Below are 21564 nucleotides of genomic sequence, written 5' to 3' on the forward strand. Positions count from 1 at the left end.
TTTGATTAATCACTAACTAGTTAACAGTTGCGCATAGGCTGACTCCGTCAGCGGGGTTTTGTGCGCGCCGAATTTACTATGTTCCCGGCATCAATGGAATGAGGCTTTATTGTGGACGATATTAATCTGATCGAAGTTTTAACGACGATTGATTCCGCCAGCGACTTGGGTCGACATGTCTGGATTCGGGCGGCCTGCCGCCTGGAAAGTGCGGAATTGGGCGATGACATTTTTGTCGGGTTCAAGTCGGATTTGCGGCATGTCAGCATCGGCAAGTCGAGCATGCTGGCGACCGGTGTGCAGTGCCTGGGCACCTCGGAGTCCCCGGTTCTGGTCGGCGAAAATGCCTGGCTCGGCGCCAAGGTCACGGTGAGTTCCGGCGTCACCATCGGTGCCGGGGCCGTGATTGCGGCGGGTGCTCTGGTGACCTCGGATATTGCGCCGGACGCCATTGCCGTGGGCCGCCCGGCACGGGTGATCGGCTATCGCAAAGTGATCGAGGACGGCACGCCGAGCCCGGCTCATGTGCTGGCCAAAGTGCGGGATAGAGCCCGTCAGGGCTTGCCCTCGCTGATCGACAAAGCGTCGCTGTCCGTGGCCCGACTCAAGGCGTTGAATCCGGACACCATCACCTGGGACATCAGCGAAGACGCATTGATTGACGCCGAATTGCGTGGCGGTGCGTCGGTGGAAATCGCCCGCGACTGCATCCTTATCGGGCGCAGTCAACGTCAGGGCGGCATGTCCCAACAGGGCGGTATTGAGTTGGGCACCGGTGCCACGCTGGGTGAAGGCGTGGTGATCGAAGCTGCCGGTGGCGTCACGATCGGCGACTTCACCGAGGTCGGTGCCGGGGTGACGATTGTCGCTTCAACTCATGATTATTCGTTTCGTTCACTGCCTTGGGAGGAAGCTCCGGTAAGAATTGGAAGTCGTTGCATTATTGGCGAAGGTGCCATCTTGGTAGGTCCGCTGAATATTGGTGAAGGTGCGGTTATAAAGCCCTATTCAGTGGTTATAAGGGATGTATTGGAAAACACTGTGGTTCATGGCGTTGTTCAACTAATGGAGATTCAAGAATGATTTTATTTGCCCCTAATCCAACCGGTTCCGGCCATAACATGCGTGCACTGTCCATCGCTCAGGCGATAAAAAAGCAAACCCCGGACATGCCGCTGACTGTTGCGCTGGCTTCCTTGCAGCCGACGTTTACACCGTTGTTTGAAAAGGCCGGTGTCGAGGTTGTGGATATTGCCGGCCGGTTGGTCGATTACTCGAAAAAGAGCAACTTGTCGAAAGAACTGGACTGGGCCAATTACATTGGCGGTTATATCGCCAATACGTTCTTGTCCGGCGAGCGAATTCTGTCTTACCTGGCGCTGATCGCCGAGTACAAACCTTCGGTACTGGTATCGGACTACAACATGGCCGCCTGCCTGGCTGCCATTTTCAGCGGCACGCCGCTGGTGTTTGTCACCGAGCGCTATGACTTCACCCTCTGCCAACTGGAAGACCATGACCTGGCCGACGGTGGCTTCGAGGTCAATGCGCTTGAAATGGCCCGGGCTCGCACCGCACTGCACAGCCAGTTCAGCTGGATGATCAATCAAAGCCAATTGGTCTTGACCGATAAACCTTATGTGGCGGCGCTTGATCAGGGCACGCCGGTCGCCGAAGCCCTAAGCAGCGGCAAGGCTCACTTTGTCGGGCCGATGATTCGCGAGTACGTGCAAAGCGGCCTGGATGTACGCGCCGAACTGAACATCGGCGATTCGCCGTTTATCGTCGCGTCCATCAGCGGCACGACGATGTTCTCGCAAAACAAGGATGCGCTGCTCGCCGCCTACCTGGACAGTTTCAAGACCCTGCGCGAACGCAATCCCGAGCTGAAAATGGTGTTGCTGGGACGTCAGGACATCGCGGCCCAGGACAGCGTGATTTGTGTGCCGTACTACCCGGACTGGATGGGTTTGCTGCATGAGGCCAGCCTGCTGATTTCGGCGCCGGGCTGGATCACCGTGACAGAAATTGCCGCGTTAAAGATTCCGACCTTGTTTGTGTTGCCGTCCAAATCGGAATACCACGAACTCGAAGCCTTGCGTCGTCTGGAGATGCTCGGTTTTGCGACGCACCTGGGCCACGACCAGCACCGCATCGTTGAATTGGTCCAGGCCGAGCTCGATAAAGACGCCCAGGCCCTGAACTATTTCGCCCCGCATCAGCAAGTCGCCGCTCCGGATGGTGAAGGCGCCGCGCGCGCCGCCAGCCGTATTATCGAGTTGTGCCAGGGCGTCGTGATGCCGCTGACCGAAAGCCAGGCCGCTTAACCTCAAGGAAGAGGGATACACCATGTCGCTTCATCCGCAGTTCTTTTTTGATCAAGGCCTCGCCGACCTCGAGCACGGTGGTTATTTTGCAATCACCGATGCCAGTGGGCAGGTCGCCATTTCCAGTGACAAGCAGTTGCAGGATCAAGTTGAGGCGACGCTCTACCAGGCCGAGCATGGCGATGAAACGCAATTGCGCTTCGCCCACGACGGGTTGATGGGTTTGTACGATGCCCAGCACGCCGGGTTCCATGAACTGGCCGATCAGTTCTGGACGCCCCACGGCTCGGGGCGCTGCCGAACCCTGGCGCTGCAACTGGATGCGCTGAATGCCTTGATGGCCTATCAGCGCAGGGCGCCACAGAACGCGGCGAACCTGGAAATCATTACCGCGATGCTGGAAAAGATCGAAGCGCTCTACGCCCGGTCCACCGTCGCGGGCGTCTATAGCAGCGATTGGTCGACGCCACTGGAAGTGGCGACCTTCATTGAGCTGGATATCAGCGCGGCCAACCTGCTGACCCGGATCGGCAACGATCCGCTGGGTCAGGGGCTGGTCGGGCACCTGCAGGTGCATACCGAGAACCTGATCGCTCGCATCGCCGGCGGTGACAGCGAATCGTGCGTCGACGTGGACTTGAGCCGCTGCGCTGTGCGTGCCCACATCAGTCTTGCACTGGCGCGACTGGCGAGCGTTCGCGACGACAATGCGCTGTCGAATCTGGCGCGCTCGTTTTTGCTGCAAACCCTGGCGCTGTTCCGCGATCCAGCCTATGGCGGGTATTGGGACAGGGTGTGTATCAACGGCAAAGTGCGGGTCGACTGGCACACCTCATACAAAAAACACGAGTCGCCTTTCCCGATCAAAACCGCCTACGACGTCGCGTTACTGTTGCAGGCAATGCAGGCATTCCCGAACGGTTTCGAAGGGACTGATCGAACATCGGTGACAGCGGCGTTGCTGGAGTTTCATGACCGCAGCAATGGCGGGCTGTTCTTGGGCAAGGGCTACTTCTGGTCTACACCCGATGATCCGACCGTGCCGTTTATCCGGCAGTTCTGGGCGCCACCGCGTCAACCGGGGATCTTCAGCATCGGCAACCTGACCTATCTGCCGTTGCACCTGAAAAGTTTGAAAACCCAGTTGGCCGCGGCCCACGCCCTGCAGAACCTTGCGCCACCGGCCACCGTCCATCATCACGACGATGCGGCTTTGGTTGCGCAGGAACTGATCGCGATCGATGGCAGCGGCGATGTGCAAGACATCCATCCCGCGGCCGTACCCGCCATCAATGTTGATTTGAAGCGCTATCTGGCCTGGCTGTCCAAGGCCCGCGCCTCAAGCGATACGCCTTACGGGCTGACCGCCGAAACCGCGCCGCTGGGCTTTCGGGCGGACAAGACCTGGCAGGTGTTTTCCGGTTTGCACGTGATCTCGGACTTGCACGCGCTGGGCATTCAGATTGAAAACAAGGCGAGCCTGATCGCCTGCATTAAGTCTTCGCAAAACACCGACGGCGGTTTCGCCGAGCAGCCGGGGCACCTGAGCGATGTGTTCGCCAGTTACTGCGCGGTGTTGTCGTTGCGCGTGCTGGGCGCTTTGCCGAACGACATCGAAGGCTGCGTGCGTTACTTGCAAGCGTGCCAGAACCCGGACGGCGGTTTCGGCGATGTGCCGGGTTTTGCGTCCGATATCTGGCACACCAACCTGGCGGTACTGTCGCTGCATGCGCTCGGCGCCAAGGCCCCGGACGAGCAAGCGGTCCTCGCGTTCGCCTTGCGCTGCCGCACCGCCGACGGTGGTTTTGCCAACAAACCGGGCTATCCGCCGGACGCGTTTTCGGTGTACCGCGTGGTGTCGACGCTGTTCATCCTCAACAAGCGCATCGTCGACGCCGGGCAAACCGTGGCCTGGCTGCAAAAGCTGCAATTGGCCAATGGCTCGTTCCATTACCGGCCGGGCAAAGCCGTGAGCCTGGTGGGCACGTACATGGCCATTGCGGCGATGTACCTGCTCGATGCCCAACCGGTTTATCTGCAGGAAGCGAAGGACTGGGTTGCCGCCCATCAAAAACAGGACGGCGGATTCGGCCCGCTCAACTCGACGTCGGCGACCACCGATGAAAGTTTTGTCTGCATCCAGACACTGCTGATTCTGGAGCAGGGCTTGAGCCAGTACTGGGTGGCTTTGCTCAACTAAGCGAACGTTCAAGGATTTTTCAATCATCAATTGGCCAAGGGAGGCGCTGATGAAAATTTTAGTGACGGGAGGCGCGGGTTTTATTGGCTCGGCCGTCGTGCGATATCTGATCAATGAAACCGACTGTGAAGTCATCAACGTGGACAAGTTGACCTACGCCGGCAACCCGGATTCGTTGGCCGACGTCGCCGACTCACCGCGGTACTCGTTTTACCAAGTGGATATCCGCAGCAAGAACGCGCTGGACGAGATCTTTGCACGCCAGCAACCCGATGCCGTGATGCACCTGGCCGCCGAGTCCCACGTGGACCGCTCGATTGAAGGCCCGCAGGCGTTCATCGAAACCAATATCGTCGGCACCTACACCTTGCTCGAAGCGGCACGAAGCTACTGGAACCGACTTGATGCGCCGCGCCAGGCCGCGTTTCGCTTCCACCACATTTCCACCGATGAAGTGTATGGCGACCTTGAACCACAGGACCCGGCCTTCACCGAAACCACAGCTTACGCGCCGAGTTCGCCGTATTCCGCCAGCAAGGCCAGCTCCGATCACCTGGTGCGCGCCTGGCACCGCACCTTCGGTTTGCCGGTGGTGCTGAGCAATTGTTCGAACAATTACGGGCCGTTCCATTTCCCGGAAAAGCTGATTCCCCACGTCATTCTCAACGCGCTGCAAGGCCAACCGTTGCCGGTGTACGGCGATGGCGCGCAGATCCGTGATTGGCTGTTTGTCGAGGATCACGCCCGGGCCTTGTATGCCGTGGTTAGTCGCGGTGAGGTTGGACAGACCTACAACATCGGTGGCCACAACGAGAAAACCAACCTGCAAGTGGTGCATACCTTGTGCGATTTGCTGGAGGAGCGCGGCGCGGTCAAACCGGAGGGCGTCACGCACTTTCGCAACCTGATCACCTTCGTCAAGGACCGCCCCGGCCACGACAAGCGTTATGCCGTCGACGCCGGGAAAATCCATGCCCACCTGGGGTGGACGCCGCAGGAAACTTTCGAGACCGGGATGCGTAAAACCGTCGACTGGTACCTGGAAAACAGTCCTTGGTGGGCGCGGGTCCTGTCGGGCGACTACGCCCTGGAACGCATCGGCGAACACGCCACCGAATCGGTTGAAGCCTGAACATTACCCACTTCAAAAATCTCTGCTTAAAAGGAAAAAAAGCATGGCCAAGTACAAAGGAATTCTGTTGGCGGGCGGCGCCGGTTCGCGTCTTCATCCGATCACCCTGGGCGTGTCCAAACAGTCGCTGCCGGTGTATGACAAACCAATGATCTACTACCCGCTGTCAGTGTTGATGCTGGCGGAAATTCGCGAAATCCTGATCATTTCCACCCCGGAAGATTTGCCTGGTTTCCAGCGCATGCTCGGCGACGGCAGCCAGTTGGGTTTGAGCCTGAGCTACGCCGTGCAGCCAAGCCCGGATGGCCTGGCGCAGGCCTTCATCATCGGCCGTGAATTTGTCGGCGAAGACAATGTGTGCCTGGTCCTGGGCGACAACATTTTCTACGGCGCCGGCTTTGGCGAAACCCTGGTGCAAGCGGCCAGCCGCGACGAGGGCGCGACGGTGTTCGGCTATTACGTGGCCGACCCCGAGCGCTTTGGTGTGGTCGAGTTCGACGCGACCGGCAAGGCCTTGAGCATCTGTGAAAAACCGACCGATCCGAAATCCAATTTCGCCGTCACCGGTCTGTATTTCTACGATAACGAAGTGCTGCAGATCGCGGCTGATATCAAGCCGTCGCCACGGGGCGAGCTGGAGATTACCGACGTCAACAATGTCTACCTGCAACGGGGCAAATTGAATGTCTCGGTGATGGGGCGCGGCATGGCCTGGCTCGACACCGGCACCCACGATGCGTTGCTGGAAGCGGGCAATTTTGTACACGCCATCGAGAAGCGTCAGGGCTTGAAAATCGCCTGCCTGGAAGAGATTGCCTACAACAAGGGCTGGATCGACGATGCGCAGTTGCTGGTGCTGGCCGGCGCCATGAGCAAGACCGGTTACGGTCAATACCTCGCCCGGCTGATTACCGATGATGTGTTGACGGTGATGGGCGCGCATCCACCTCTGCGGGGCGCGGCCTGATCGTCGGCAATGGCCCTCGATTGATCGAGGGCCATTGCCGGGTGGGTTTATCGGCCGGTGACGGTGTCGTGGGACGTGGTTTTCAAACCGGTTCTCGGGTCAAGTTCAAGCATCTGTGTCGAATGCAAATGGGCCAGGCGATTGGCGTGGGTGGGGGCTTCGGCCGCCAGCGGCGAACGGCGTTTGCGGGTTTCTTCGCGCAGCACCGGCAGCACTTCGGCGCCGAACATGTCGAGCTGTTCCAGCACGGTTTTCAATGGAATACCGCCATGGTCGAACAGGAACAATTGGCGCTGGTAGTCGCCGAAATGCTCGCTAAAGGTCAGGGTCTTGTCGATGATTTCCTGGGGGCTGCCCACCGACAACGGGGTCATCTCCATGAACTCTTCGAGGGACGGTCCATGTCCGTAGACCGGGGCGTTGTCGAAGTAGGGACGGAACTCGCGTCGGGCATCCTGGGAGTTGCGGCGCATGAAGATATGCCCGCCCAGGCCGACGATGGCTTGCTCGCGCGTGCCATGGCCGTAAAAGGCAAAGCGTTCCCGGTAAAACTCGACGAGGGCAATGAAGTGTTCGCGGGGCCAGAGAATATGGCTGGCGAAAAAACCGTCGCCGTAATACGCCGCTTGTTCGGCGATTTCCGGGGTGCGGATCGAGCCGTGCCAGACGAAGGGCGGCAAGTCATCCAGCGGCCGGGGAATCGAGGTGAAGTTCTTCAGCGGTGTGCGAAAACGACCGCTCCAGTTAATGTCTTCTTCGCGCCACAGTTGGTGCAGCAGCCGATAGTTTTCCATCGCCAGCGGCAGGCCGTCGGCGATGTTTTTGCCGAACCAGGGGTAGACCGGCGCGGTGTTGCCGCGACCGAGCATCAGGTCCATGCGCCCGCCACAGAGGTTTTGCAGCAGCGAGTACTCTTCGGCCAGGCGCACCGGGTCGTTGGTGCTGATGAGGGTTGTGGAGGTCGAGAGGATGATGCGTTGGGTCTTCGCCGCGATGTACGCCAGCAGCGTGGTCGGGGAAGAGGTGATGAACGGCGGATTGTGGTGCTCGCCGGTCGCGAACACATCAAGACCAATGTCCTCGGCTTTTTGCGCGATTTGCAGTGTGGCCTGAATGCGCTGAGATTCGCTTGGGGTACTGGCGTTGGTCGGGTCTTGCGTGACGTCGCCAACGGTGTAGATCCCGAATTGCATAAAGCCTCCTTGCCTTGCGTATAGGTATGTTTGAAACCGGTGCTCCGAAGGTTAAATAATCGAGGCACTTGAAATGTACGCCTGTACACGTACAATCGCAATTCTGATTCGCCGTGCAACGGACATTCCGGGCACCTGACACAGACAGGAGCAAGACATGGAACTGGGTTTTATTGGTTTGGGCACGATGGGCGCACCGATGGTGCTGAACCTGCTGAAGGCCGGTCATCAGGTCCGCGTGTGGAATCGCTCGCCGGCTCCGCTGGAGGAGTTGGTCCGCGCCGGCGCTCAAGCGGTCGACAGTCCGGCACTGGCGGCGAACGCCGAGGTGTTGATCTCGATGCTCGGCGACGATACCGCCATCCGATCAGTGTTCATCGATGCCAAAGCGCTGGACGGCCTGGCGCCGGGCAGCGTCCATGTGAACATGTCCACGGTGTCTGTGGCGCTGGCTAAAGAAATGGCGGCACTGCACGCCGAGCGCGGGGTAGCTTATGTGTCGGCCCCGGTGCTGGGGCGGGTGGATGTCGCGGCGGCCGGCAATCTGAATATTCTCGTGTCCGGGCCTGCCGATGCGTTGGCACGGGTTCAGCCGTTGTTCGATGTATTGGGGCGCAAGACCTGGCCGTTCGGCGAGTGTGCAGAACTGGCGTGCGTTGCCAAGCTGTCGGCCAACCTGATGATTGCCGCGGCGATCGAGTCCACGGCCGAGGCGTCGACTCTGGCCAGCGGCTACGGCATCAGCCGCGCAGCGTTCATCGAGATGATCACCTCGACGCTGTTTGCGGTGCCGGTCTATCAGGGCTACGGAAAACTGATGGTCGACAAACAGTTCGAGCCGGCAGGGTTCAAATTGTCCCTGGGCTTGAAGGACATCCGCCTGGCGCTGGAGGCGGGTGAAGCGGCGCAGGTGCCGTTGCCGTTTGCCAGTGTGTTGAAGGACAACCTGCTGGACGGAATGGCCCACGGCCAGGGCGATCAGGATTGGGCATCGCTGTCGGAGGTGAGTGCACGACGCGCTGGCGCACGCTAATACCGTAGTGTTTAAAAGCCGTAACTTCTCTGCAAGTTCGGGTGTTTCTTTTCGCCTTTAATAAATATCAGTGCTTTCTAGAAAATATGTATTGCTCCCGATAATAACGCTTGCCAATGTACGACTGTAGACGTACATTTTTCACGGGGTTTAATAACAATAAATAGTTGTCTGTTTTTTCGTCTGCTGAATGTTAATAAATAATAGCTAGGAGCCGTTATGAAAAATCTAATGCAATGGAATAACCTTCCCACCGAATCCAATGAATGGCTTGAGAAGGTACGTGCACTGAACCCTTTGATCCTTAAACACCGGGATTACAGCGAGCAGACGAATGCGACTCACAAGGATGTGATGTCTGAGCTTTTCAAGGAAGGCTTTGCCCGGACCTCCGTGTCCAGGGCGTTTGGCGGTTCCCAGGTTGATATCCAGACCACCTCGGCCATGCTGCTGGAGTTTGCCGGGCATGACGCTTCCGTCTCCTGGCAGTTGGCTGTGCAAGTGGCGATGGGGCGCCTCTCCGACTATTTGCCGGAGCACACCTCCGAAGCCATCTACAGCACCTGCAACGGTTTTGTGATTGGTGCGATTCACTCCGGCGGCGAAGCGTTGCCCGTGGGCGACGACTACCTGTTGAGCGGCAAATGGGCCTTCGCCAGTGGCTCGGCCCACGCCGACTGGCTGGTGTGCACCGCCACCGTCAAAGGCCCGGCCGACGGCTCGGCACCTGAGGTGCGAATGTTTTTCGTCCCGGCCAGCCAGTGCAAGATCAACCACACCTGGGACACCCTGGGCATGCGCGGCACCGGCAGCAACCACTTCGAATGTTCACAGGTGCTGGTCAACAAGGCGTTCTCCCTGGACGTCGAAACACTGAAAAAATCCCCTGAAATCCGCAGCTCCCGCGCTTATGCCACGGGCTACTACGAGTTCGGCACGTTGGCGGCGATGTCCACCGTACTGGGCGTGGCCCGGGCGGCGGTCGATCACTTTCGCAATGACCGCGCGGTGAATACCGACCCGGGCCTGGAAGGGGTGATTTTCGAGAAGACCGGGCGCGCCATCTCGTCGGTGCACACCGCGCAGCTGTTGCTCGAAGACGCCATCTGCCAAGTGATCAACCGCGGTGAAACCATCGGTGAGCCGGTGGGCGCACGCGTCGGCCTGGCCGCTTCGGTCCTCACTGAAAACTCGGTGAATGCGGTCAACCAGATTTACGCACTGGCCGGTTCCAAAGCGGTTTACAAAACCAGCTTTCTGGAACGTTGCTTCCGCGATATTCATACCGGTTCAAAGCACTTCACCTTGTCGCCTTTGAACTTGCACGGTATTGGCAAACTGTACCTGGATAAAACCAACGTACTGATTGCGGCCTAATACGCTATTAAACAAGTTCGGCGGGTTATGAGTGATTGATCACAGGGATTAATAACTCGCCGGGTTTGTGTCGCATCTTTTTTCTTAATTCTTCAACTTTTGTGCTCGCAGTAAAGAGTCAAGGGAGTGCCACATGCTTGCTCGAAATATAGTTAAAACGCTGGTCTTTATTATCTTCGTTGTGATCATTTCCAGCGCGTTGGGCTGGCGTTTCTGGTCACCGGCTCCGGCGGCTGCCGATCAACGAATCCCCAGTACCCGGGTCGGTCTGGCCCAGGTCAAAAAACAACCGTACACCTACTACCTCGAAGCGATCGGCAAGCTCGAAGCGCAGCGTCAGGTATTGGTGTCGGCTGAAGTCAGCGGCAAGGTGGTTGATATCGATTTCGAGTCCGGTGATGAAGTGAAGGCCGGGCAAGTGTTGCTGACCCTTAACGATGCTCCCGAACAGGGTGAGTTGGTGCGCCTGAAGGGCGAGTTCGAATCGGCCCGGGCGCAATTCGCTCGTGTGCAGGAACTGGCCAAGACCGGTGCCGAAAGCCGCCGTGCCTTCGACAGTGCCCGCGCTCAACTGGATGCCGCCAAAGGTGATATGGAACGCATGCAGGCGCAGATTGCCCAGCGTCATATCCGTGCACCGTTCGCCGGCACCCTGGGCATTCGCCAGGCGCATCTGGGGCAATACCTTGAAGCTGGCGGCGCTGTCGCGACGCTGACTGATCCGGGTGTGCTGCGTGTCAACTTCACCCTGGCCGAGCGTGATGGTTCCCGCGTGGAACTGGGCCAGACCGTGCAGGCCAAGGTCGATGCCTGGGCCGATGTGAAGTTTCAGGGAAAGATCGTGGCGGTCGATCCGCAGATCAACCAGTCCCACACCATTAACGTCCAGGCGGTGATTACCGACACCAAAAAACTGCTGCGTCCAGGCATGTACGCCCGGGTTTCGGTGACGCTGCCGCAGACCGCGGAACTGCTCATCCCGGAAACCGCCATCACCTACAACGCCTACGGCGAAAGCGTGTTCTCGGTGTACCTCGACGAGGCCGGCGTGACCAAGGTCAAGCGTGAAAGCATCAAGGTCGGTGAGCGTCGCGATGGCTGGGCGGTCGTCAACAAAGGCTTGAACGAAGGCGTGCAAGTGGTGACCTCCGGGCAGTTGAAACTCCATGACGGCGTGGCGGTGGAAGGTGTTCCGGACACGATTGGTCTTAACCTCGCAACCGGGTCGAAATAATGAAATTTACCGACATCTTTTTACGCCGCCCCGTGCTGGCAGTGGTGGTCAGTACGCTGATCCTGCTGTTCGGTGTGCGTGCGTTGCTGAACTTGCCGATCCGCCAGTACCCGATGCTGGAGACGTCGACTATCACGGTCACCACCCAGTACCCCGGTGCCTCGTCGGAGCTGATGCAAGGCTTTGTCACCCAGCCGATCAGCCAGGCCGTGGCCTCGGTCGAGGGCATTGACTACCTGTCGTCGTCATCGACCCAGGGGCGCAGCCTGGTCACGATCCGCATGGCCCTCAACAGTGACTCCATCTCGGCGTTGACCGAGGTGATGGCCAAGGTCAACCAGATCAAGTATCGCTTGCCCAAGGATGCCTATGACCCGGTGGTGGAACGCACCTCGGGTGGCTTCACCAGCGTGGCCTACGTGGCGTTCGCCAGTTCCAACCTGACCATCCCGGAGATGTCCGATTACATCTCCCGGGTCGTCGAACCGATGTTCGCCGGTATCGAAGGTGTGGCGAAAATCAACATCATGGGCGAGCAAAAACTCTCCATGCGCCTGTGGCTCGATCCGCAACGCCTGGCCGGTTACGGCATGACCGGGCAAGACGTTTCGAAAGCCATCGAAGGCAACAACTTCCAGGCGGCACCCGGTCAGGTCAAAGGCCTGTATGTGGTCAGCAACCTGCGGGTCAACACCGACCTCAACAGCGTCGAAGATTTCCGCGACATGGTGCTGCGCAACGACAACGGTCGGATCATTCGAGTCCGCGATGTGGGCACGGTCGAGCTGAATGCGGCTGCGACCGATACCAGTGGTTCGATGAGCGATGTCCCGGCGCTGTTCCTCGGCCTCGATGCCGCACCGACCGGCAACCCGTTGGTGATCGTCAAGCGTGTGCGGGAACTGATCCCGCAGATTCAGGAAACCCTGCCACCGGGTGTGACCGTACAAATTCCGTTCGAAGTGGCGCACTTCATTCAGTCCTCGATTGACGAAGTGTCTTACACGCTGCTCGAAGCGCTGGTGATTGTGGTGCTGGTGATTTACCTGTGCCTGGGGACGTTCCGCACGGTACTGATTCCGTTGGTGACCATTCCGCTGTCGATGCTCGGCGCGGCGATGTTGATGCAAATGTTCGGCTTCAGTCTCAACCTGCTGACCTTGTTGGCGATGGTGTTGGCCATCGGATTGGTGGTGGACGATGCGATCGTGGTGGTGGAGAACGTCCACCGGCACATCGAGGAAGGCAAGACCCCGTTCGATGCGGCGTTGATCGGTGCCCGTGAAGTGGCGGGGCCGGTGGTGGCGATGACGTTTACCCTGGCGGCGGTGTACGCGCCGATCGGCTTGATGGGCGGCCTGACCGGCACGCTGTTCAAGGAATTTGCGCTGACCCTGGCCGGCGCGGTAGTGATTTCCGGCATCGTCGCGCTGACGTTGTCGCCGATCATGAGTACTCGCCTGCTGGATGCCAAAAGCAGCGAAGGCTTCATGGCCGTCAAAGCCGACCGCTTCTTCCAGTACCTGGCCCGGCGTTACGGCGCGTTGCTCGGCGGTTCGCTGGCTCGACGCTGGATCAGCCTGAGTGTGGCGCTGGTGATCTTTTTCAGCCTGCCGTTCCTGTACCGCTCGGCGCAGACCGAACTGGCACCGCTGGAAGACCAGAACATCCTGCTGACCGCCATCAAGGCGCCGCAACATGCCAACCTCAACTACCTGGAAGCCTACGCCCACAAACTCTACGAGACATTCAACGAAATCCCCGAGGGTTACAGCAACTGGGTGGCCAACGGTTCCGACGGGCTGTCCAACAGCGTCGGCGGGATCAACCTGGTGGACTGGGAAAAACGCGGGCGTGACGCCAACACCATCCAGCCCGACTTGCAGGCGAAGGTGAACCAGATCGAAGGCACCAGCATCTTTGTGTTCCAGATGCCGCCATTGCCAGGTTCCACTGGCGGGTTGCCGGTGCAAATGGTCATTCGCAGCGATCAGGAATACCTGGCGTTGTTCAACGTGATGGATCAACTCAAGCAAGCGGCCCAGGCCAGTGGCTTGTTTGCGGTGGTGGACAGCGACCTGGACTTCAACAACCCGGTGGTGGAAATCCAGATCGACCGCGCCAAGGCCAACGCTTTGGGCATTCGCATGCAGGACATCGGCGAGACCCTCAACAGCCTGATCGGCGAGAAATACGTCAACCGGTTCTCCTTTCACGGGCGTTCCTATGACGTGATTCCGCAGTCGATTTCTGCCGACCGACTGACCCCGGAAACTCTCAAGCTGTATTACGTGAAGGACCAGAAGGGCAATCCGGTGCCGCTGTCGACGCTGGCCACCCTGAGCATGAAAGTCGAGCCTAACCGCCTGACCCAGTTCAACCAGCAGAACTCCGCCACGTTCCAGGCTATTCCGGCACCGGGCGTGACCCTGGGCGATGCCGTGGGCTTCCTGCAAAAACAATCGGAAAACTTCCCGGCCGGGTTCAGTTTCGACTGGCAGTCCGACGCCCGTCAGTACGTGCAGGAAGGCAACAGCCTGGTGTTCACCTTCGGCCTGGCCCTGGTGATCATTTACCTGGTGCTAAGCGTGCAGTACGAAAGCTTCCGCGACCCGTTCATCATTCTGATCAGCGTGCCGTTGTCGATCTGCGGGGCCTTGGTGCCGCTGGCGCTGGGCATGACTTCGCTGAACATCTACACCCAGATCGGCCTGATCACCTTGATCGGATTGATCAGTAAGCACGGGATCCTGATGGTCGCGTTCGCCAATGAATTGCAGCGCAAGCAAGGCATGGACCGTGTGCAAGCGATTCAACATGCCGCGCAAGTGCGTCTGCGGCCGATTCTGATGACCACCGCTGCGATGGTGGTGGGCCTGGCGCCGCTGTTGTTCGCCAGCGGAGCGGGCGCCAACAGCCGCTTCGGCCTGGGTCTGGTGATTGTGGTGGGGATGCTGATCGGGACGCTATTCACGCTGTTCATTCTGCCGTCGGTCTACACCCTGCTGAGCTCGATCAAGCAGCCGGTGCGTGCCGCTGAAATTCACCCGGTCAGTGCGCCGCAACCCATCTGAGGAAGTTGTATGTATCGGATTACACGCTTCATGCTGGCGCCGCTGGCCGCTTCGATCCTGTTGACGGCAGGTTGTGTGAACTACGCCGGGATCGATCATCAGGGCCAGTTGCTGTCGATTGACCAGGCGTCCTCGAACAGCCTGAAAGACACGCTGCCACCCGCCAATTGGCCCCGTGCCGATTGGTGGTCGTCCCTCGGCGATCCACGCCTGGGGGCCCTGATCGAAGAGGCTTACGCGAGCAACCCGGACTTGCAGGAAGTCTCGGCGCGGGTCGCCAAGGCCAACGCTTTCCTGGACTTGCGCGATGCCGAACGCTACCCGGAAATGGACGCCTCGGCGGGTGTCACCCGTGGGCGTCTGTCGAAGTTCGAGGACTACAGTGGCGAAGGCCACAAGTACTTCACGGCCCGCAACCTGGCGGTCAATTTCAACTACACCTTTGACCTGTGGGGCGGGCAACGCGCGGCCTGGGAATCGGCGCTCAACAGCGCCATGGCGGCGGAAGTCGACCTGCAATCGTCGAAGCTGATTCTGACGGTCAACGTGGTCAAGGCCTACAACCAGTTGGCGTATGCCTGGCAGGTGTCGGAACTCAATCGCCGTGATCTGGCGCGCTTGAGCAAACTGGTGGAGTTGTCGGACTCGCGCTACAACTCGGGGCTGGACAACCTGTCGCAGTTGAAACAGGTGCAAAGCCTCAAGGCGCGTTCGGAATCGACTCTGATCGGCGCGCTGGACGATATTGAAATTGCGCGGCTGCAATTGTCCGTCCTGGTGGGCAAGGGCGTTGATCGTGCGCAGGGCATCGAGCGTCCTTCGACCCTGCAAGCCAGTGTGGTGGCGCTGCCCGCGCAACTGCCGGCGCAGTTGCTCGGGCGCCGGCCGGACATCGTCGCGGCGCGCTGGCGCGTGGAGGCCGAGAACAAGAATATCGACGCGGTCAAAACCACGTTTTATCCCAACATCAACCTGGTCGCTGCCGCGGGTACGCATGCCTTGTCCGGTGACGCGATTTTCGCCAGCGTCAGCAAGTTCTGGAACATCGCGCCGACCATATCCTTGCCGATTTTCGATGCCGGGCGCTTGCGCTCCGACCTCAAGGCCGGCAATGCCGAGCTGGATGTTTCCATTGCGCACTACAACCAGGTGCTGACGTCAGCGCTGCACGAAGTCGCGATTTCGGTGACGCAATTGCGCTCCTTCGAACAGCAGATTGTGGTGCAACAGGATGCGTGTGCGATTGCCCAGTCCTCCTATGACCTTTCGCAATCGCGCTACAAGGCCGGGGAAGATACGTTCCTCGACGCGCTAAACATCGAGCAACAATTGATTCAGGACGAGATGCGCCTGGCTTACCTCAACAGCAAGCACGTCGACAGTTCGATTTCATTGATGGCGGCGTTGGGCGGCGGCTTCCAGGAGCGCGAATCGCCCTTGGCGAAAAACACCGAACAGTAGCGTTCAACGGGCTGTAGCGCCCGGGGCGTTTATCGCGGGAAAAGGGATCTTTGTGTATAGTCTTACTGTTCTCGTATAGACGAATTCACGCAGGGCTTTTCCCGCCTATATCATCAAAGGTACCTACCTATGAACGTCCCGAATCACCCCAACCAGGACCAGATCTTGTTAGAGAATGTTCTGTCCGCGCTGGGGAGCCCGTTGCGCCTGACCGTGTTGAAGGTGTTGGCCGATGGCCAGGAACACCCCTGTGGCCGGATTCTCAAGGGCGCATCGAAGTCGACCATGACCCACCACTGGCGGGTTTTGCGCGACAGCGGTCTGATTTGGCAACGGCCGTACGGTCGGGAAAACCTCTTGTCCCTGCGCCGCGAGGACATGGACCTGCGGTTTCCCGGGCTGCTCGATTCGCTGCTCACCGCGGTCAAGTTCGATGAACAGACCGTTGATGTGATCAGCAAGCATGAAGTGACCGAAGACGCCGACGCTTGAATGAAGTTGATCCACCGCACGTGAAGGGCTGGCCCCTTCACGGCAACCAACCGATTCACGATCACCAGGGAGGTGTGTGAGCATGGGAACCAATCATTATTGGTCATCTCGACCGTTGTCGGAGTTGACCGCGCCCGAGCATCATTGGCTGTTTTTGCCCGGCGCGTTAACCCCTCGCTTGAAAGCCATGGGCGACTATTCTATTGAAGTACTCGAGCAGTCGCATACGCTGCTCAACCATGACGAAGCCGAAGCGCTTGATGTACCGCCGGCATCCACCGGCTGGGTGCGCGAAGTGGTGATGAAGATCGACGGCGAGGCTTGCGTCACGGCGCGCAGCCTGACCAGTGTGCCGGCCCTGAGCGCCGATTGGGCCGAGTTGAACGAGTACGGTGGCCGACCGCTGGCCGAGATTCTCTACCGCTCGGAACAGACCCTGCGCGAACCGTTCCAGTGTGCCTTGCTGACCCCCGGCGCCCCGTTGGCGGCGCTGTCCTATCGTTACGCGCCACACGCCAAACGGCTGCTGGCCAGACGCTCGCGCTTTACGCGCAATGGCTCGGCCTTGTTGGTCAGCGAGTGCTTTCTACCGGCGTTCTGGGCGCGGGTCTAGTTCGACATCAGGCTCGGCAATCGAGCTTGAAAAAACACCAAAACATATCCCCAAAAGATCAGTTCTTCGGCCGCTATTCATCGGGCGGCGAACCCTTGGCCGTTTGCCGGCCAAAGGGCTGTCTGCCTGAAGAGTCTTAAAGGCTGATTACCGCTTCAATCTGGCTGATGGCCGGGGTGAGGGCCAGGGCCAGCTTTTCCGCTTTCGAGGTCGGGCGCATCGTGTTGCACGAGCGCAGGAACAGCGGGTCATCAAACTTCTTGCGCAAGCGCGCCAACGAGCCACTGATTGCCGGTTGTTTGACGTGCAGGCGTTCGGCGGTGCGCGAAACACTTCGCTCGCGAAACAACACCAGGAAAATGATGATCAGGTTCAGGTCGAGATCCGCGAAGTTGTCTTCATTGAATAACATGGTTTCTTCCCTGTCATGACCCGGTTGCGGACGAGCTGCCGGTCAGCGAAAACCGGCGGCAGTCACGTAGGTCGGGGCATCGGTTACTGATCGGGGGCCAAGCGCATTTCGTCGTTGAGACGGTAGTAATTGCGATTGAAATAGACCAGGCCTTCCTTGGCTTCGCTGTGTTTGAGTTCGAGGATTTCACAGTAAAAAATGCTGTGGGTACCGACCTCGTCAATCTTGCTGACACGGCAGTCGAGGTTGACCAGCGCTTCTTCGATGGCCGGCGAGCCGGTGATCAGGGTCTGGCAGTTAACGCTGGAGAAGCGTTCCTGCATGGTCAGCTGACGGTTGGCGAAGGCGCCGGAGGTGGATTGGTGGCCCCCGGTCAGCACGTTCACACAGAGCACCCCGTTGGTTTTGAAATGCTCGTGGTTGGCCGAGGCGCGATTGACGCAAACCAGCAGCGTCGGCGGTGAATCCGTCACGCTGCACACGGCAGAAGCGGTGAAGCCGAAACGGCCCGCAGGGCCATCCGTTGTGACGATGGTGACGGCGCTGCCCAGCATCGCCATTGCGTTACGAAACTCCGATGAATCAACCATAGCGTCCCCTCATTCCTTGTAGGTTATTGGAGCTGATCCGTTCTTCCTTGACCGTTGTCACTGTGCGAAAACGGCTATCGGACAACACGTTCGCTCCGGAGCTATAGTACGTATGTAGCCGTACCTTGCAAGTTATTCCTTGTGCTTATTTTGCTTTGATTAATGCGCGGGCAGTGGCGCTCAAACTCGCTCTAAAGGGCAGTGTTTCCAGGCGTTTTGCAGGCTGTCTTCAAACTCGACCAATTGCGCGTGCCGCTGGGTCAGCATCGTGATCTGGTCGTGGACCTCGCGCTTCTTGTCAGTGATCGCCTGCTGCGCGTCGTCCCATGACAGCGGTTGGCCGGTTTGGCCGGCGAAAATCGCCTGCAACTCCTTGAGCTTGAAGCCCAGCTGTTGGGCGCACTTGATGATGCTCAGCAGATCGACGCTCTGTTGGTCATAAACCCGGTAGCTACCCTGACGCCTGGCGGGCGGCAACAGGCCGATGGCCTCGTAGTGACGGATGCTTTTGATGGTGGTTCCCGAACGCTGCGCAGCCTGGCCGATGTACATGGAAAGTCCTTTTTTACCCGTGAGTACTCGGCCCATTATCGGCAGACTTAGTGGCTGGCGATAGCCTGGGCTCGCAGCAGCCAGGCTTCGCGCTGACCGGCGCTGGAGCCCAGGATCGGGCCAAAGGTGAGCGTGCGCCGGGGTTCTATGCCACAAAACGCCAGGGTGGTTTTGCGGATCTGGTGCAGCCCCGGCATGCGATAGACCCAGCGGTAATACCAGGGCGGTGTGTCCATGGTCACCAGCAAGTGCGCGCTGCGACCGTGCAGGAGTTTGTCGGGAAACGCCTTGCCTTCGCGGTACTTGAAGGCAAACCCGGGCAGGAACACCCGGTCGAAAAAGCCCTTGAGCAACGCCGGAATCCCGCCCCACCAGATCGGATACACCAGCGTCAGGTGTTCGGCCCACAGAATGTCGGCCTGAGCCCGGCGCAGATCGGCTTCCAGCGGCTGGACCTGTTGATAGCCTTCACGCAGCACCGGGTCGAAATCCAGTTGGCCGAGAAACAACTGCCGCACCTCGTGTCCGGCGCGTAACGCCGACTGCGCATACCGCTCAGCGAGTGCGCCGCAAAAGCTATTGCTCGAAGGATGACCGAGAATCACCAGAATCTTCTTGCCCATCGTCTGCGTCCTTGAAGATCAAACCTCAAGGGTAAAGTCTGCCCCTCAGGGGAGAGTCAAGGCTTGCAGCAAGGCGTTGGCATAACCGGGCAGCGCGGTGAAATCCCGGGCGCACAGCAGCAGTTTGCGTTGGGCCCAGGGCTCGGTGAGGGCGAGGCTTTTGAACGGCTGATGCGCCGCCCCGCGTTCAACGGCGGCCAAGGGCACGATCGCCAGTCCGGCACCTCGGGCGACCATGCGCATCACGCCATCGAAGCCGTCGGCGCGGATGCGGATTTGCAGGCGTGAACCGGCATGCAACGCCTGTTCTTCCAAGTACACCGCCAACGCGCTGTTGGCACTCAGTCCTACGTAGTCGTGGCGCAAGGTGTCGCTGAAACTGACTTCGCCGACGTCGGCCAAAGGATGATCACGGGGCAGGATCAAGACCAGCGGGTCGTCGCGAAAGGGCCGGGTCTGTAGGTCGCCGGTGTCTATGGCGTCGGAAACGATGCCCAGATCCGCCGCGCCTTGGCGCAAGGCGTGGGTGATGCGCGCGCTGGGCAGTTCTTGCAGGTCGATGTCGAGATTGGGATGGTCGCGCAAGAAGTCCGCGAGCAACTCCGGCAGGTATTCGGTGATCGCCGTTGTGTTGCACAACAACCGCACCTGGCCTTTGACCCCTTTGGCGTAGTCGGCGAGGTCTTGCTGCATGCGCTCGGCCTGTTGCAGCAGTACCCTGGCGTGTTGTGCCAGTGCCTTGCCGGCGGGCGTTGGCGTGACGCCGCGGCGATTCCTTTGTAGAAACTCGATACCCAGCGAGGCTTCCATGGCGCGAATACGCGCGCTGGCGGCGGCCAGGGACAGATGCGTGCGGCCGGCGCCAGCGGTGATGTTGCCGGTGTCGAGGATGTTCAGGTAGAGGCGCAGGTCGGTCAGGTCGAAGTGCATAGGGTTTCCGCAAGATCGTTCCCACGCTCTGCGTGGGAATGCCTCACTGGACGCTCTGCGTCCGCTTTGGCAGGTGACGCGGAGCGTCACGGGCTGCATTCCCACGCAGAGCGTGGGAATGATCGAGCCTCTGTCATATCAAGAGGCACCCTCAGTATATGGCAGATTTCCAAGCCCACTGTTCAGGCGCAGGATTGCCCCATGAATACACTCGTCGCGTTCTACCAAAACCTTGGCTTGGCCTTGACTGTGTTGGTCATCGCCACCTTCCTGCTGGCCGGCATGATCAAGGGTGTGATCGGCCTCGGCCTGCCAACCATCGCCATGGGTCTGCTCGGCCTGGTTATGGCGCCGCCGCAGGCTGCTGCGCTGTTGCTCATTCCGGCGACCCTGACCAACGTCTGGCAACTGGCATTCGGTGGGCATCTGCAAGGGCTGGTCAAACGCTTATGGCCAATGCTGCTGGCGATCTTCATCGGCACCGGCGCCGGCACGTTGTGGATCGGCATGGCGGGTGGGCATTGGGTGGTGCGGGGATTGGGCGCGGCGTTGTTGATGTACGCCTTGAGCGGTCTATTTCTGCCGACCTTAAGAGTGGGCAGTTGCACCGAGCGTTGGCTCGGGCCGCTGTGCGGTCTGGTGACGGGTGTTATCACCTCGGCCACCGGCGTGTTCGTGATTCCGGCGGTTCCTTATCTGCAAGCACTGGGCTTGAACAAGGATGAATTGGTGCAGGCGTTGGGGTTGTCGTTCACCGTCTCGACCCTGGCGCTGGCCGCCGGACTGTTCTGGCGCGGCGCCTTGGGCGGTGGCGAACTAAGCGCCTCGCTGTTGGCGCTGATCCCGGCGGTGCTCGGCATGTTGCTCGGGCAATGGTTGCGTCAGCGGATCAGCGCCGTGCTGTTCAAGCGGGTGTTCTTTATCGGGCTCGGTCTACTCGGCGGCCACCTGCTGATCAGCGGCTAGCCGACGACGGGCTGAGCATGTCGATGGCACGGATGTCGAAATCGCGCTCCAGGTAGTCCATGCGCTGATCCCGGAACTGCTGCATGTGCGGCAGGTTCGAGTGCACGTCCAGGTGAGCCTGGGACTGCCAGATCTCGTAGAAGATAAACAGCGTCGGGTCCTGTTGGTCGCGCAGCATGTGGTACTCGATGCAACCGGGTTCGGCGCGGCTCGGCTCGACATAGGCGCGAAACAACGCTTCGAAGGCCTCGGCTTTTTCCGGGCGGGTCTTGGCGTGCAGGATGAAGCCTTGTACATCACTCATCGAAACCTCCTTCGAATTAAGAATCGGCGAAAGTCTATGGCAACAATCGCCTGTCGATTCGTGCGTTTTGGTCAAATGATTATT

The 21564-nt window shown here is 59.4% G+C and carries 20 protein-coding genes; 13 read left to right on the top strand and 7 right to left on the bottom strand.

From position 1 onward, the window contains the following. The first annotated feature begins 111 nt into the window (after window positions 1-111). From ACA071_RS03745 to rfbA, 5 genes are read left to right on the top strand one after another with little or no spacing between them, the layout of a single operon-like run. Window positions 112-1083, top strand: a complete 972-nt coding sequence (locus ACA071_RS03745) for an acyltransferase (protein WP_497643189.1) — start codon at window positions 112-114, stop codon at window positions 1081-1083. Then, the gene (locus tag ACA071_RS03750) at window positions 1080-2327 is read left to right on the top strand and encodes a glycosyltransferase family protein (protein ID WP_497643190.1); all 1248 of its coding nucleotides are present in this window, start codon (window positions 1080-1082) and stop codon (window positions 2325-2327) included. The genes ACA071_RS03745 and ACA071_RS03750 overlap by 4 nt, the downstream gene beginning before the upstream one ends. Window positions 2328-2349: 22 nt before the next feature. Next, the gene (locus tag ACA071_RS03755; protein WP_497643191.1) at window positions 2350-4527 is read left to right on the top strand and encodes a prenyltransferase/squalene oxidase repeat-containing protein; all 2178 of its coding nucleotides are present in this window, start codon (window positions 2350-2352) and stop codon (window positions 4525-4527) included. A 49-nt stretch (window positions 4528-4576) separates the two neighbouring features. Continuing rightward, a complete protein-coding gene (gene rfbB / locus ACA071_RS03760; RefSeq protein ID WP_497643192.1) occupies window positions 4577-5659 on the top strand; it encodes a dTDP-glucose 4,6-dehydratase in 1083 nt (360 codons plus the stop codon). 43 nt (window positions 5660-5702) lie between these two features. After that, the gene (gene rfbA, locus ACA071_RS03765) at window positions 5703-6626 is read left to right on the top strand and encodes a glucose-1-phosphate thymidylyltransferase RfbA (protein ID WP_497643193.1); all 924 of its coding nucleotides are present in this window, start codon (window positions 5703-5705) and stop codon (window positions 6624-6626) included. A gap of 47 nt (window positions 6627-6673) precedes the next feature. On the opposite strand, the gene ACA071_RS03770 is transcribed toward rfbA, so the two are convergent. Then, on the bottom strand, window positions 6674-7819 hold the full coding sequence (locus tag ACA071_RS03770; protein WP_497643194.1) for an LLM class flavin-dependent oxidoreductase: 1146 nt from the start codon (window positions 7817-7819) through the stop codon (window positions 6674-6676). Window positions 7820-7976: 157 nt separating this feature from the next. Between ACA071_RS03770 and ACA071_RS03775 the strand changes: the two genes are divergently transcribed. The 7 genes from ACA071_RS03775 to ACA071_RS03805 all read left to right on the top strand — a co-directional run bounded on the left by ACA071_RS03775 (window position 7977) and on the right by ACA071_RS03805 (window position 17103). Further along, window positions 7977-8852, top strand: coding sequence for an NAD(P)-dependent oxidoreductase (locus tag ACA071_RS03775; RefSeq protein WP_497643195.1), 876 nt, complete (start codon window positions 7977-7979; stop codon window positions 8850-8852). Window positions 8853-9071: 219 nt separating this feature from the next. Then, window positions 9072-10229: an acyl-CoA dehydrogenase family protein gene (locus tag ACA071_RS03780; RefSeq protein WP_497643196.1), complete on the top strand. Its 1158-nt coding sequence runs from the start codon at window positions 9072-9074 to the stop codon at window positions 10227-10229. 133 nt (window positions 10230-10362) lie between these two features. Beyond that, window positions 10363-11463 (top strand): efflux RND transporter periplasmic adaptor subunit, encoded by a 1101-nt coding sequence (locus tag ACA071_RS03785; RefSeq protein WP_497643197.1) that lies wholly within the window; start codon window positions 10363-10365, stop codon window positions 11461-11463. Next, window positions 11463-14537, top strand: a complete 3075-nt coding sequence (locus ACA071_RS03790) for a MexW/MexI family multidrug efflux RND transporter permease subunit (protein ID WP_497643198.1) — start codon at window positions 11463-11465, stop codon at window positions 14535-14537. The genes ACA071_RS03785 and ACA071_RS03790 overlap by 1 nt, the downstream gene beginning before the upstream one ends. A 9-nt stretch (window positions 14538-14546) precedes the next feature. Further along, window positions 14547-15998, top strand: a complete 1452-nt coding sequence (locus tag ACA071_RS03795; protein WP_497643199.1) for an efflux transporter outer membrane subunit — start codon at window positions 14547-14549, stop codon at window positions 15996-15998. A gap of 129 nt (window positions 15999-16127) precedes the next feature. Further along, window positions 16128-16490: an ArsR/SmtB family transcription factor gene (locus ACA071_RS03800; RefSeq protein WP_133838436.1), complete on the top strand. Its 363-nt coding sequence runs from the start codon at window positions 16128-16130 to the stop codon at window positions 16488-16490. A gap of 82 nt (window positions 16491-16572) precedes the next feature. Next, window positions 16573-17103, top strand: coding sequence for a chorismate--pyruvate lyase family protein (locus tag ACA071_RS03805; protein WP_497643200.1), 531 nt, complete (start codon window positions 16573-16575; stop codon window positions 17101-17103). A gap of 136 nt (window positions 17104-17239) precedes the next feature. Here the strand turns inward: ACA071_RS03805 and ACA071_RS03810 are convergent, their stop codons facing one another. The 5 genes from ACA071_RS03810 to ACA071_RS03830 form a co-directional block, all read right to left on the bottom strand. Beyond that, window positions 17240-17515 carry a LysR family transcriptional regulator gene (locus tag ACA071_RS03810; RefSeq protein WP_429513626.1) on the bottom strand — a complete coding sequence of 92 codons (276 nt, stop codon included), beginning with the start codon at window positions 17513-17515 and terminating at the stop codon, window positions 17240-17242. Window positions 17516-17598: 83 nt separating this feature from the next. Then, a complete protein-coding gene (locus ACA071_RS03815) occupies window positions 17599-18105 on the bottom strand; it encodes a flavin reductase (protein WP_497643201.1) in 507 nt (168 codons plus the stop codon). 180 nt (window positions 18106-18285) lie between these two features. Beyond that, entirely contained in the window at window positions 18286-18657 is a 372-nt protein-coding gene (locus tag ACA071_RS03820) for a MerR family transcriptional regulator (protein WP_497643202.1), read from the bottom strand. A 47-nt stretch (window positions 18658-18704) separates the two neighbouring features. Then, the gene (locus tag ACA071_RS03825) at window positions 18705-19280 is read right to left on the bottom strand and encodes an NAD(P)H-dependent oxidoreductase (protein ID WP_497643203.1); all 576 of its coding nucleotides are present in this window, start codon (window positions 19278-19280) and stop codon (window positions 18705-18707) included. A gap of 45 nt (window positions 19281-19325) precedes the next feature. After that, on the bottom strand, window positions 19326-20210 hold the full coding sequence (locus ACA071_RS03830) for a LysR family transcriptional regulator (protein WP_497643204.1): 885 nt from the start codon (window positions 20208-20210) through the stop codon (window positions 19326-19328). 201 nt (window positions 20211-20411) lie between these two features. Here ACA071_RS03830 and ACA071_RS03835 point away from each other — a divergent pair, with 201 nt between their 5' ends. Further along, on the top strand, window positions 20412-21176 hold the full coding sequence (locus ACA071_RS03835) for a sulfite exporter TauE/SafE family protein (RefSeq protein WP_497643205.1): 765 nt from the start codon (window positions 20412-20414) through the stop codon (window positions 21174-21176). On the opposite strand, the gene ACA071_RS03840 is transcribed toward ACA071_RS03835, so the two are convergent. Continuing rightward, window positions 21166-21480 carry a putative quinol monooxygenase gene (locus ACA071_RS03840; RefSeq protein ID WP_497643206.1) on the bottom strand — a complete coding sequence of 105 codons (315 nt, stop codon included), beginning with the start codon at window positions 21478-21480 and terminating at the stop codon, window positions 21166-21168. The two genes, ACA071_RS03835 and ACA071_RS03840, sit on opposite strands and share 11 nt — an antisense overlap. Window positions 21481-21564: the final 84 nt, after the last annotated feature.

The sequence above is a fragment of the Pseudomonas sp. LBUM1646 genome (genome assembly GCF_059716165.1).